Raw genomic sequence first — 12,841 nt, 5'->3', positions numbered from 1 at the left:
CTGTTATATTTGAAAGATAGTAGCTTATTCAAATTAATACTACACTATGAAAAAATTAGATTTACGTTGTTTCCTCATTTTCTTACCACTATTTTCCCTGAAGGTTACCGCACAAAAAGATGATGTTGTGATTACCGTGGACACCTTATCCAACAACGTTTACATGTTAACGGGTCAAGGAGGAAATATCGGTATATATGTTGGAAAGAGAATGTTTATATGGTCGATGACCAATTTGAACGATTAAGTCCTAAAATTAGAACCACCATCGCTTCCTTGACATCAAAACCTATTGCCTTTCTCTTTAATACGCATATGCACGGAGACCATACTGGAGGCAACATAAATTTCAATAGTAAAAAAACTATACTAATAGCCCATGACAACTTAAGGAATAGCCTATCCGAAAAATTGGCAGAACAGCCAGAACTTGGTGCTGCAATCTTACCCGAAATTACCTTCTCTGACGATGTTACCCTCTATGATAGAGAAGAGACCATAATGGCCTTTCATGTACATAATGCGCACACCGATGGAGATGCAATGATATATTTTACGAAGAACAATGTGCTTCACATGGGTGATACCTACTTCTCAGGAAGATATCCGTATATAGACCTGAAAAACGGAGGTAATATTGAAGGTTATATCAAAGCCCAAAGAAAAGCGTTATTGCTCATTAATGAAGACACCAAGATAATTCCAGGACACGGAAGGCCTTCAGCGAAACAAGAACTTGCATCCTACACGGAAATGTTGGAGATGATAAAAGCCAATATACTTAAGGCCATTAAGGACGGAAAAACACTTGAAGAAGTGCAACAAGCCCAAGAGCTTACAAGTTCATATGACGCAACGCATGGCTCGGGCTTTATTAATCCAGAAAAAATAAGAGCTACGTTTTGTAATAGCTTGAAACAATAGCTTTAAAATGTAGAGCACTCGTCACAAAAAAAGCCCGAATCAAAGATTCGGGCTTTTTTATATTCTAGGTCTTAAACCTTTTACTGTAGTTTAAATGTGATTGGAATACTGAAAGGAACACGTACTGCTCTACCTCTCTGTTTCCCTGGGGTCATCTTAGGTAATTTCCCAATGATTCTCGCAGCTTCTTTTTCCAAGTTCTTGTCCGGTCCACGCATTCTTACATTACCGATGCTACCATCTTTCTGAATTACGAACATGATATTCACCCTTCCTTGCACACCCATTTCCTGAGCGATTTCTGGGTAGCGGAAGTTTTTACTGATATGCTTCTGCATCATTTTGTTAAAACAAGCTCTTTTGTCACTTTCACTTTCACAGCCGGGAAAAACAGGTACGTTTTCAATTACCGCAAAAGGAACATCTACATCTTCTTCCATTTCCTCTACTTCAACGTCCTCTACTTCAATAATTTCTTCTTCTTGACTCGTTTCTGTAGACTCGATAACCGTTTCCTCAACCTCTTCCTCGTCCTCTACAACCTCGATAATTTCGGGTGCAGCTGGTGGTGGTGGAGGTGGTGGTGTTTTTATCTGTTCGGTCATCGGAACTTCTTCATCCAACAAATCATCCACATTCATAGAAATGTCATAATCATTGCTCTCATCGTACGTTTTCCATTCAAATGCTACGTAAGTAAACAGCATTACGGCGAACAGACCAATTACAAAATAGAGACTACTATTTTTTGTTAAGTCCGCTTTAGGATTCTTTTTAGGTTCCATATCTATTCAATTTTATGATTGCTAATTTAACTAATAAAATCATAATTATGCAATTAAAATTTTCATTTTAACGGCCATCGTTTGGAAAATAGCGACTTACCGATCCACATTCCCGATAATGCGCCTAAGGTATTGGCTATTGCGTCCAGAACATCTCCTTGCCTGTTCGCCGTAAACCTTGCTTGTAATACCTCAATAATTATGCCATAGGCAATTGCAAAAATCAGCATAAAAATTAGCCCTTTCTGCGGTCCAAAACGATTTTTGAATTGTTCATCGAAGGCAAAAACTCCCAAGACAACCATAACAAAGTAGAATCCAAAATGAACGATCTTATCAAAATGGGGGATATTAATATAGGAGACATCAACCCCCTCAAAAGAAGATAAGCTGGAAAATGTTACGAACATTAACCAGCTTATAAATGCTATTCTAAATACGATTGGTTTAAGCACCAACAAGAGCTTTGTAATCTTCATCACTCAACAGGTCGCCTAACTCGCTTTCGTCGCTAAACTTTATTTTCACCATCCAGCCGTCGCCGTAGGGATCCGAATTTACTTTTTCCGGCTCATCTTCTAAAGACTCGTTGAATTCTATAATCTCTCCAGAGAGTGGCAAGAATAGATCAGAAACCGTCTTAACCGCCTCTACCGTTCCAAAAACAGCTTCCCTTTCCAAGGTTTCGTCCAGGGTATCCACTTCAACATAAACGATATCTCCAAGTTCCCCCTGTGCAAAATCCGTAATACCAACAGTGGCAATATCACCATCTATCTTTACCCATTCGTGGTCCTTTGTATATTTTAATTCTGATGGTGTATTCATTATGTCTGTTTTGAGTTTGGACAAATGTAAATTATTCTTGAAAAGTATTCAAATCGAAGTCTAAAATTCAAAGATAAATTAGGCCCCGTTAATTGATTTAATTCAATACTTAGAACAGACGTCCTATGCCCTGGCAATGGCTTTACTATAAATTGCTAATTGCCAAAATTGTAACGCAATGTAAAACCAGCATTGATGGTAGTCTGGGGAAAGGCCGTTGAAACAGCGAACTGGGAGAAAGAATGATCATAGAAAAATAGTGCATTCAGTTGTTTGCTAAGCGCATAATCGGCCGTAAACTTTATGGACAGTAGATTTTGCCCTGATGTTATTTGGTTGTTGTCGATATCTAAATTTCGGATAATGGTGATATTATCCCGCAGGGTAACATCGGCTTTAAGATTTAAATCCCCTTTTAAACGTGTTTTATTTCCACCAATATTGGTCACAAATTTCACATCTTTAATACGGTAGCCTAGACCCACCGTGTACTCTTTACCATTAATCTCCGTCATTAAATTATTGTCAAAACTCAAAGACAAAGCTCTATCGGTTCTTACTTCGGCCAATACACTCACGGAATTTTTCATTTCAAAATCTACACGCATCAGCGGGTTAAACTGATCGGTAAGCACCACATTGTTAATGATATTATCCGGCAGAACATCCAAAGTTTCGGGATCAATAGTGGTATTTTGTTTTTCAAGGTTTGTCTGGAACGAATTGATACTGTATGAAGCCCTGTACCCATGCTGTAAAGAAAAACGTTTAAATTTCTTTTTGAACCATTTGTTCTTCATTAACCCGGTAAACTTAATATTCCAGTTTGGAATTGGAATGTCTCTAAAAGCATCCAGATTTACCCTATCTACGTCCTGCCCCGTATAAGCAGCGAAAAATGCAGGTAATAGGACATCTTGCTGTGTTTTACCGTAGCGTTGTGGGAAACCATCATCATCCAAAGTGCCCGGAGTTTCACCTCTGTCGGATACCAAACGATTAGCGATGGTGATTCTATTGTCCTTGAATTTTTGAAAATTAGCAGAATCAAATTCATCACTTTTTCCAAAAGCGGTACCGATCATCATTGTTGATATACTGAAGCTCCCAAAGTTATTTCCCAATTGTACTTGGTAGGGGTCATCAGCATCTAGATCAATATTAAAATTTTCCTGATAGCTATTAGAGAATTGCCTGTCGGCAACCAAGTCAATCGTTAAGTCTCTAGTAGGCTGTGCGGTGGCCGTAATGTTCAATTGCTTATTGGACCTTTTGATGAACTGCTCGTTAAATTCCGGAAATGCCGTTAACCAACCATTCCTGGCCGCTTCAAAACGCACATCGGCCTGACTTCCAAATACAAAACCAATAGTTGGTCTGGCGGTGCCTATGAATCCTACAGATTGTGTATACCCTGGTAAAACCGTACCATTATTTTCATTATAGTTGATATTCAATCTTTTTACCATGGTCACGATATCGACCACCGTATTGAACAGTCCACTGGTTTTCTTCTCTATTTTCTCCTCTCCATCCGCTAAAATACCGGCCTTATCCCTTCGGACGGGTCGTGTGCTTTTTTTCGTAGCCGTCTGCCTTTTTTTAAGACCAATGAGGTCATAAAACTTTTGCATGGTCAATGAGGCCGTAAGCGCATGTGTATTGGCATTTTGAATGGTATTTATCTGAGCATTGGGGTCATTTAAAGAAATCTGTGCCACTTCCGCAAGTGCATCTCCCCCACGCTGCCAATCAAAATTACTGGTATAGGTATATTGGGCATTGATAAAATCCAACGCAGGGATTTTAGCGAAGGGCAACTCATAATTCAATTGCATTTCCTGCGAGTGCCTGTTAGGCTCCCCTATGTCAAAAAAGCCGTCCCATAAACCTAAGGCTTCATCAATGTCCGACCTTGGATTACCCTCCTCCTCAAAGTAATTCCTCACGATATTGTTGTTGGAAGCCGTCAGATTAAGGCGGAGTGATTTCGTTAGATTGTAATTCACCGCATATTGCCAGTTGAACAAATAGTTACGCTGCTGAAGTTCCGGCAGATCTAAACGATCTACGCCTTCTTCCCTTACATCCCTAAAACGTTGCGCATTGAACTGTCTATTAATATTAGAGTTCAGTGAAATACTTGCAGGCAATAGATTTAGATTCAAGTCCTTGAGCCATTTCCAATATTTTCCATTGAACAAAGAATCTTTCTTAGCAAAAGGCGCCACCTCAACAGGATCAAAGCTATGATTATATACAAAACCCGTATTTACGTTCTGGTCCCTTAATTCGGCAATTTCAAAGTCTCTATGCTCCGTTTCGTTATACGAATAGTTAAACGTAAAATTCTCGATATCGTAGAAATTCTCCTCGGCTTCCTCGCCCCTATCCTTACGAACCCCTATTAAATTAATACTAGTTCTCTTGGTGTAGTCTTCTGCTTGCTCTCTTATTTCTTCCGCAGCCTCCTCGTCCGGGGCAGCATCTATTAAATCATCTAATTTTAAGTCGTCATAGACCGGGTCAAATTCTGGTGTAATGATCTGTTCGGAAATACCGTAGTTGAACGGTAATTGGATTCCCCATTTTTTAGGAAGCAATTGCCCTACATTAATATTGGTAACCACATCATAAGAAGTAGCATCTTCACGGGCGCGTTCATTGGGCATCTGGTCTATGGACCCAAAACCAGAGGTACTGGTACTTCCTGTAGCCGTTACGTTTGCAAAATCAGCAATGTTGGCGTCTACGGCAGCTACCGCCGCATAGCCTCCGTTATTATCCAAACCTGCCAGACGCAATTCATTGAACCACACCTCACCTCTCGCAGGAAGATTGTCTTGGTTCTTGATACCCACCATGATACTTCTAATACTTCCCAAGGACGGATTACCTCTAATACCTATACGTACTCTACCTGGAGTACGCACATCAAACTCGTTTACCGGAAAGACCTCTCCGTTCTCCACTTCAAAGAAACGCACTTCACTTAGGTCTCCTCCTTGTATCCAAAGTGATTTAACTTTATTTAAATCGCTCAGGTCAATATCCATTTCATTCACTTCCGGCCAAATTTCACTTTCAGAAGCTGCATTGAACGGTGTAAACTGTAAGGGTAATTCAATTTGATAGAAATTCTGTGAAAAATCGGTACCCATTCTAAGGAAACCAACCAATGGTGTAGAACTGTCCGCATAATCACTATCCACTATTTTTTCAGCGTGCATGAACATCTTCAAGTTCTTGTATTGCCTAATGTCGATATTCAAATTCTTGAAAACCCCTCTGGAATCTTGTGCCTCTAAATTCTCTACCAACAAAGAAAGTGATTGCTCGTTCTGACGAATAATCGTGTTATTATTGTTCAACTGTTCCCTGACAACACCTGGAGGCAACACATAGGGAATCGGGATTCTACCACTGTTCTCCTCTATGTTTACCGTATTCACGTCTAAGGTGGTACCGTCATCCGCAGGGTTATCGTCAATATTCACATCTTGAAGCGTTTTGGTATACGTTCTCCAGTCGCCACGCACCAAATCTAAAGTAGCAAAACGTAGTACGGTTGGACTATTAAAGCCTGTCATGTACATACGCATGAAGCTAATGGACCTAAAATCGGTGATACCTCCGACCGCATCGGTGAAATCGCTTAAAGGAATTTTATATTGTATCCACCTACGGTTCAATTGGTCACCGTTTGGCAGCTCTGGCGTTATACCTTCCTTGATATCCGTTACGTACTTATCATTAATCGTAGTATTCGGTTTAATTTCTATACGATACTCATAATAACTGTTCACCGTGTTCATAGTCAAATCCCTGTCAATATCCTCTACATCCGGTAAGGTGGTAGATCCACGGTTGGTATTGGTCACCTGCACTGGGGAGTTTCCGTCAGGATTATTAAAATCCAAGTAACGTTCTAGAATTCCGCCTTCCCTGTTCAAGTAATACTGATAGTTGTCCAATGCAGGGTCTTCCGCGGGATTACTATCATAAATGGCTGCTTCGGCCGCATCGTTTAAACCATCAAAACCTATGTCCTGTAAAGCCCTATTGGGTTCACTGGCATCAAAAGCATAGACCAGTGATTGCGTTGCAGGCACCTCTCCCCAAGAAGTAGGTGCTACAAAATCGTTACTATCCACCCCGGGAAGTCCGTTTTCATACTGTTTTTTACCATCTCGCAATACATCCTCCGAAATATTCCCCAGATTCAATACCAGTTCCCCGGGCGTTGTGGCCTCCCCATCAACATAAGGATCTAAAACCCAAAATTGCACAAATTCCACATTGGCCTGCTCAAAATTTGTACTGCTCAAGGAACGCATAATACCACCCCATTTCTCTGAAGGTGGCGCACTGGTAAAATTAGGATTGTTATTGTAAGGTCCTTTTAAATTTGGATAGTATGCCATATCCAAAGTTCCCTGAACCGTGGTCTGCCCTTGGGCAATATCTACCTGAGGAAAAACCTCATCTATGAACACCCTACGGGTAGGGTTGGTAGAAATATCATTATCGCTGATGCCATCAGGTCTTTGATTTGTATAGAAAATAGGGTCAATCGTATACCAAGCCATTTTAGCCCTGCCAAAACCATTTTCCAAGTTTGCAGCGTCTTCCGGAGAACTACCCGATAGTTGTCCACCAGGAGCAAACTCCAGGGGTGTACTGGCTAGGGTCCACCCTAAGGATGCCCTAATATCTATAAGCGCCTGTGCGCCTTCGAAATCGTCAAGATAAGTAGTCGTTTCCCCTTGAAAATCGGCATTTTTAGGGGAATTCGGTTTTAACCATGCTATTTCGGCACGTACGGATAAGTTAGACGGAACATCCGTATCTATATTCGGAAGCTTGTTCACCATCCTTGTTAACCAAGGAACCTCGGTAGAAAAATTACCGTTTAGCCCAAAAATCGTATTATTTACAGGTTCTACCCCAAAATTTGATTTTTGAGTCAACGGCCTTTCGTTCAGATTTAAAAGTGTACCGCCGAGCACGAAGTTCTTATTAATTTGATGTTCCACATTGATACCGGTAAAGCGCCTTGTTTGTTGGCCAAAGACCGCATTGTTCTCTACGGAGATATTGATGGGCGTATTTGAAGCCTCCAAACTAGGGTCTAGAATCTGTACGGTACCCGCCTGATAATTTACCGTATAATCGATACCTTCTTGCAACTGTCTTCCCCCTGCGGTAACGCGAACAGAACCCCTAGGCACATTAAATGCTCCGATTGGAATACCATTACTGCCTTCTGCTTTATACCTACCTTTTAAAAGGAATTTATTTTTCTCGGGATCTTGTAGTGCCGCAGCTTTTGTGAGTTCGTACATATCCCTAAATACATACTGGTCTTGGTTTGCGTTATACGCCGACGGGTTGTTATATTGGTCCGCATTCCCGTTTTCCAAGGTACGGAAAAGAAACTCCCCAAAAGGTTCCACTTTCGTGAACACAATACGCCCACCTTGTGTGTCTATGGTAATTCCCGGAATAAAATCAAAGAAACCGTCACCTCCAGGTTGTATATCGTTGTAAACATTTAACCGATCTAGATTAAAGACATCTAAAAGAATACGTTCCTGTAAGCCATCTGGCCAACCGGTTCCCGGACCTTCTTCAACCGGTGTAATGTAGTTACGGGGTGTAGGGTCAGAGTAGAGAATATTCATTTTAAAGTCGTCCTGACTTAATCTAAAGGCACCCGTTGCGTAAATATTCTTCATCATCAAATCCCAGATAGGATCACTAATGTTGGTGATATTACTTTTCAAGAGCTTTAAAACCAATGTATTATTTTCAATTATGGGGTTGGCTCCTCCGGAAATTGTAGTTGCATCCAAACCGCCATTGGCAAATTCCCCTACTTGAAAAACCTCTCCTTGAAAAGTATACTGGTACGCAACAGCTAAAACCTCATCATTACTCAAACGCTGGTTCAATGAAATATACCCCAATTGGGTATTAAAATCATAATCCCGACCCTGTTCCAATTTTCTAGCGTTCTCTAAAATAGCGTAATCAAAACCTTGGTTAGGGTTATAACCGGCGGCAAAACTACCCGTATTAAATCCACTTTCAACAGTGGCTATATCCCTGATGTTATCCGTTAAGGCTCCCCCTGTGCCAATAAGTGCCGGGTCAAAATCATTGGCATTGTTCCTTGGTTTTAAATCGGCTGCATTATTGAAGAATCCAGCAACAGCACCATTATTCTGACCTACCCTGGTTTTAGTCTCATCAGCTTCCCCTAAATCCTGTAGCGCCACTACGTTTCGCACGTTAAGGGTTTGTTGGCTCCTATTGGTTACCCAGACTTCTAGTCTCGTTATCTGTATTTGACTCTGTATATAAGGGTATTGTGCCAAAGCTTGGTCGTAACTATCCCTAAAGAATTGTGCTAAAAAAAAGTGCTTGTCCTCGTCATAATCCAGCGCCGTGATATTAAATTCGTTCAAAGTTCCTCCACCCTGGGCAACAACGGTATTGTTCTGTGAACGCTGCTCGGAAAATACGGCGGTCACCGTTGTTTTCCCAAATTGTAACTGAGTCTTTACACCGAACAAGCTTTGCGCTCCTTGTATGAGCGAACTATTTAAGGGCATATTAACGTTACCCACTTCAATTTTTCTGATAATGTCGTCCTCGGTGGGCGTGTAATCCAACTTTACAATATTTTGAAAGTCGAATGTGGCCTCTGTATCGTAATTTGCGGTAACCTGTAAACGCTCTCCGATTTTTCCCAGCATACTTAAGCTAATACGCTGATCAAAATCAAAAGACAGGTTTGTCCTATTTCTGGGGGATAAAGCAGGGTTATCGTTCTTTTGCCAAATAACACCAAGATCCATAGCAACGGAACCCTGTGGAATTACCTCTATGGTATTTCCTCCAAAAACAGATTGAAAAAAGTCGTTGTTCACATAAAAATTAGGCAGTAGGTTCTTTCTTGCTTCCTCGCTCCCCTCCTTTTTGCCAGAATAGGCATCCGATTTTTCTTTGAAATAAGACTTGATGCCCTCTTTTCTAATTAAATCGTAATACTGGGCCGGTGTTAAAATTATAGGATAACCAATATCGAATTCGCCTACACTTTCATTGTAGATGTACCTATCTAAATTAGCGTCATAAATGTATTTGGAAACGATGCTGTCCGGATTCTCAAGGACAATTCTACCTAGGTCAAAACCGGTCTTTACAGAGTCTACCTCTTGCTCATCTGTTTCTTGCGCAACGGAAACTGCCATCGTAGCAAAAAATAGAATGAATAGGAAGGTTGACTTAAAAGTTATTTTAAGAATTTTAATTGCCCCTTGTTTCAAACTTGTTACAAATTTTTGAGCGCGAGTTTTATTATGTTTTCGACGCTTAGAGATGAATCCTGGGAGATTACCTTATCTACTACCTTTTCGGCCTGTCTTCTAGCAAATCCTAGAACCTCTAAAGCAGATAACGCTTCATCTTTATTTGTATTGTTTTGAGTTAGGGAAACTTCGTCTATATCGTATACTTTTAAAACCTTGTCCCTTAAATCCAAAATTACGCGTTGGGCAGTTTTAGCACCAATGCCCTTAATGCTTTGGATGGTGGGCACATCTCCGTTAGCAATTGCATCCCTAATCTGAGCTGGACTTAAAGAGGACAACATGGTTCTTGCGGTACTTGCACCGATACCTGAGACCGATAGCAGTAGACAAAATATTTGTCGTTCAGATTTTTCGGCAAAACCAAACAGTGTATGCGAATCTTCCTTTACCTGAAGGTGGGTGTACAAACTGATCAATTCACCTTCTTGAATCTTAGAAAACGTATGCAAGGAGATATTTACAAAATATCCTACCCCGGCGCATTCTATAACTACGTCCGTTGGGTTCTTTTCTACCAGTTTTCCTTTAAGGTGATGAATCATTAGTTAAATTCAGGTTTAAAAATCCAGTTCAAGTTCAATGCCTAACGATTGATTTTAAACTCATCTACCGCTTACTATCTTAGGGATTTTGCTTTCTTTCTTTTTTCTCTTTCTTGGGCATCTATAACCGCTACGGCCGTCATATTGACAATTTCGTCAACACTTGCCCCGAGCTGCATGATATGTACCGATTTCCGGAGGCCTACCATAATTGGACCTATAGAGTCCGCTCCGTTCAATTCTTTCAGTAATTTATACGTAATGTTCGCGGATTCAAGATTTGGAAAGATCAGTGTATTCACTTTTCTACCCGCTAGCTTAGAAAATGGAAATTGACTCTCGTGAAGCTCCCTGTTCAACGCAAAATCTGTTTGAATTTCCCCATCTACCACTAAACTTGGATTTGTTTCATGTAAGATTTCCACAGCCCTACGCACTTTTTTAGCGTTGGGGTGGGATGAAGACCCAAAATTCGCATAACTAAGAAGCGCCAATACAGGATCAAATCCAAAGGTTGCCGCTACGTTAGCGGTCATTTGTGCTATTTCGGCAATTTCTTCCGCATTAGGTTCAATATTAATAGAGGTATCCGCTAAAAACAGGGGACCCCTGTCCGTAATCATAATGTTTACCGTAGATACCTTTTTTACATTGGCGGCACGGCCAATAACTTCTAAAATTGGTTTAACCACCGTAGGATAAGCCCTGGAGTATCCGGATATCATTCCGTCCGCATCGCCCTCCAGAACCATCATTGCTCCAAAATAATTACGCTCCTTCATTTTTATCTTGGCACTGTAGAGTGTAGTACCGTTTCTCTTTCTGCTTTCCCAATATTTTGTGGCATAACGTATATGACGTTCATCAAATTCTTTGGACAAGGGATCCACAATGGGAATATCGGCATCGAACTCCAACTCCTTTTTAAGCTCGACTATAATTTCTTTTCTTCCCAATAGAATGGGTTCTGCAATCCCCTCTTCATACACAATTTGCGCAGCCTTTAAAACATCCAATTGGTCCGCCTCGGCAAAAACGATTCTCTTTGTATTCGATTTTGCCCTGCTGTGCAATAATCTGACCACCTTATTATCATTACCCGAACGTTGTAACAGCTCTTCCTCATAGCGTTGCCAGTCTTCTATTGGGGCATTCGCCACACCGCTTTCCATAGCAGCCTTAGCCACAGCTGGCGGAATTTTAGCGATGAGTCTTTGATCAAAAGGTTTCGGAATTATATAATCCTTTCCGAATGTTAATCTGGTTTCTCCATAAGCAATATTTACCTGCTCCGGAACGGGCTCCTTGGTCAGTTCTGCCAAGGCCTTTACCGCAGCCATTTTCATTGCTTCATTAATGGAGGTAGCCCTGACGTCCAAAGCACCCCTAAAAATAAAAGGAAACCCAAGCACATTGTTCACTTGGTTAGGATGATCCGATCTTCCCGTGGCCATGATAATATCCTTTCGTGTCTTACATGCCAGCTCATAAGGTATTTCAGGGTCTGGATTGGCCATGGCAAAAACGATGGGGTTCGGTGCCATTGAGGTAAGCATTTCCGGAGAAACGATATTGGCAATGGATAGGCCTACAAAGACGTCGGCATCTTTCATCGCCTCTTCCAGCGTATCGATTTTTCTGTCAGACGCAAATTCCAATTTCTCCGTGGAGAGATTTGCCCTGTCACTGCGGATAACGCCCTTACTATCCAACATGACTATGTTTTTTGGACTTGCTCCAAAGGCTTTGTAGAGTCGCGTACAGGAAACTGCCGCGGCACCTGCGCCGCTAACTACAATTTTAACCTCACTTATCTTCTTTCCTGTAAGCTCTAAAGCGTTCAATAACGCCGCAGCGGATATAATTGCCGTACCATGCTGATCATCGTGCATTACGGGAATGTCAAGCTCTTCCTTTAATCGTTGTTCTATTTCAAATGCTTCCGGAGCCTTGATATCTTCCAAGTTGATCCCACCAAAGGTAGGAGCGATCATTTTTACAGTTTCCACGAACTTATCTACATCTTCGGTACCCAATTCTATATCAATACCATCGATATCCGCAAAAATCTTAAAAAGCAAACTTTTCCCCTCCATAACAGGTTTAGATGCTTCTGGACCGATATTTCCCAATCCTAAAACGGCAGTACCGTTAGAGATGACTGCTACAATATTTCCCTTAGCCGTATACTTATATACATTCTCCTTATCCTTTGCGATTTCCAAACAGGGCTCTGCAACCCCTGGCGAGTAAGCCAGGGCTAAATCTCTCTGCGTGCTGTACGGTTTAGTCGGTACTATTTTTATCTTTCCCGGTTGTGGTTTAGCGTGATAAATTAGTGCCTCCCTGCGTTGCTTCTGATTGCTCATCTAGTGTAGTTTAT

At 41.2% G+C, this 12,841-nt stretch carries 8 protein-coding genes; 2 read left to right on the top strand and 6 right to left on the bottom strand.

Annotated elements, in window-relative coordinates:
• Positions 1 to 46 precede the first annotated feature (46 nt).
• Positions 47 to 247: a hypothetical protein gene (locus tag BFP77_RS17380; protein WP_257212955.1), complete on the top strand. Its 201-nt coding sequence runs from the start codon at positions 47 to 49 to the stop codon at positions 245 to 247.
• Positions 220 to 924, top strand: coding sequence for an MBL fold metallo-hydrolase (locus tag BFP77_RS11580; RefSeq protein ID WP_257212954.1), 705 nt, complete (start codon positions 220 to 222; stop codon positions 922 to 924). Before BFP77_RS17380 ends, BFP77_RS11580 begins: the two co-directional genes overlap by 28 nt.
• A gap of 80 nt (positions 925 to 1,004) precedes the next feature.
• Here the strand turns inward: BFP77_RS11580 and BFP77_RS11575 are convergent, their stop codons facing one another.
• The 6 genes from BFP77_RS11575 to BFP77_RS11550 form a co-directional block, all read right to left on the bottom strand.
• Entirely contained in the window at positions 1,005 to 1,709 is a 705-nt protein-coding gene (locus BFP77_RS11575) for an energy transducer TonB (protein ID WP_099574182.1), read from the bottom strand.
• Between the two features lie 62 nt (positions 1,710 to 1,771).
• Complete coding sequence (locus tag BFP77_RS11570; protein WP_180272349.1) at positions 1,772 to 2,119, bottom strand: VanZ family protein; 348 nt, start codon at positions 2,117 to 2,119, stop codon at positions 1,772 to 1,774.
• A 37-nt stretch (positions 2,120 to 2,156) separates the two neighbouring features.
• Positions 2,157 to 2,537, bottom strand: a complete 381-nt coding sequence (gene gcvH, locus BFP77_RS11565; protein ID WP_099574180.1) for a glycine cleavage system protein GcvH — start codon at positions 2,535 to 2,537, stop codon at positions 2,157 to 2,159.
• A gap of 155 nt (positions 2,538 to 2,692) precedes the next feature.
• A complete protein-coding gene (gene sprA / locus BFP77_RS11560) occupies positions 2,693 to 9,796 on the bottom strand; it encodes a T9SS outer membrane translocon Sov/SprA (RefSeq protein WP_180272348.1) in 7,104 nt (2,367 codons plus the stop codon).
• An 80-nt stretch (positions 9,797 to 9,876) separates the two neighbouring features.
• A complete protein-coding gene (ruvA, locus tag BFP77_RS11555; RefSeq protein WP_099574178.1) occupies positions 9,877 to 10,458 on the bottom strand; it encodes a Holliday junction branch migration protein RuvA in 582 nt (193 codons plus the stop codon).
• 74 nt (positions 10,459 to 10,532) lie between these two features.
• Entirely contained in the window at positions 10,533 to 12,827 is a 2,295-nt protein-coding gene (locus BFP77_RS11550; protein WP_099574177.1) for an NADP-dependent malic enzyme, read from the bottom strand.
• Positions 12,828 to 12,841 lie beyond the last annotated feature (14 nt).

It is taken from the genome of Maribacter sp. 4U21, assembly GCF_002742365.1.
Classification (GTDB): Bacteria; Bacteroidota; Bacteroidia; order Flavobacteriales; family Flavobacteriaceae; genus Maribacter.
This window is presented reverse-complemented; position numbering and strand designations above follow the sequence as displayed.

Excerpts from the sequence above, each read along its gene's own strand:
- BFP77_RS17380 (WP_257212955.1), top strand. The coding sequence starts at position 47 with ATGAAAAAATTAGATTTACGTTGTTTCCTCATTTTCTTACCACTATTT.
- BFP77_RS11580 (WP_257212954.1), top strand. The coding sequence starts at position 220 with ATGGTCGATGACCAATTTGAACGATTAAGTCCTAAAATTAGAACCACC.
- BFP77_RS11575 (WP_099574182.1), bottom strand. The coding sequence starts at position 1,709 with ATGGAACCTAAAAAGAATCCTAAAGCGGACTTAACAAAAAATAGTAGT.
- BFP77_RS11570 (WP_180272349.1), bottom strand. The coding sequence starts at position 2,119 with ATGTTCGTAACATTTTCCAGCTTATCTTCTTTTGAGGGGGTTGATGTC.
- gcvH (WP_099574180.1), bottom strand. The coding sequence starts at position 2,537 with ATGAATACACCATCAGAATTAAAATATACAAAGGACCACGAATGGGTA.
- sprA (WP_180272348.1), bottom strand. The coding sequence starts at position 9,796 with ATGGCAGTTTCCGTTGCGCAAGAAACAGATGAGCAAGAGGTAGACTCT.
- ruvA (WP_099574178.1), bottom strand. The coding sequence starts at position 10,458 with ATGATTCATCACCTTAAAGGAAAACTGGTAGAAAAGAACCCAACGGAC.
- BFP77_RS11550 (WP_099574177.1), bottom strand. The coding sequence starts at position 12,827 with ATGAGCAATCAGAAGCAACGCAGGGAGGCACTAATTTATCACGCTAAA.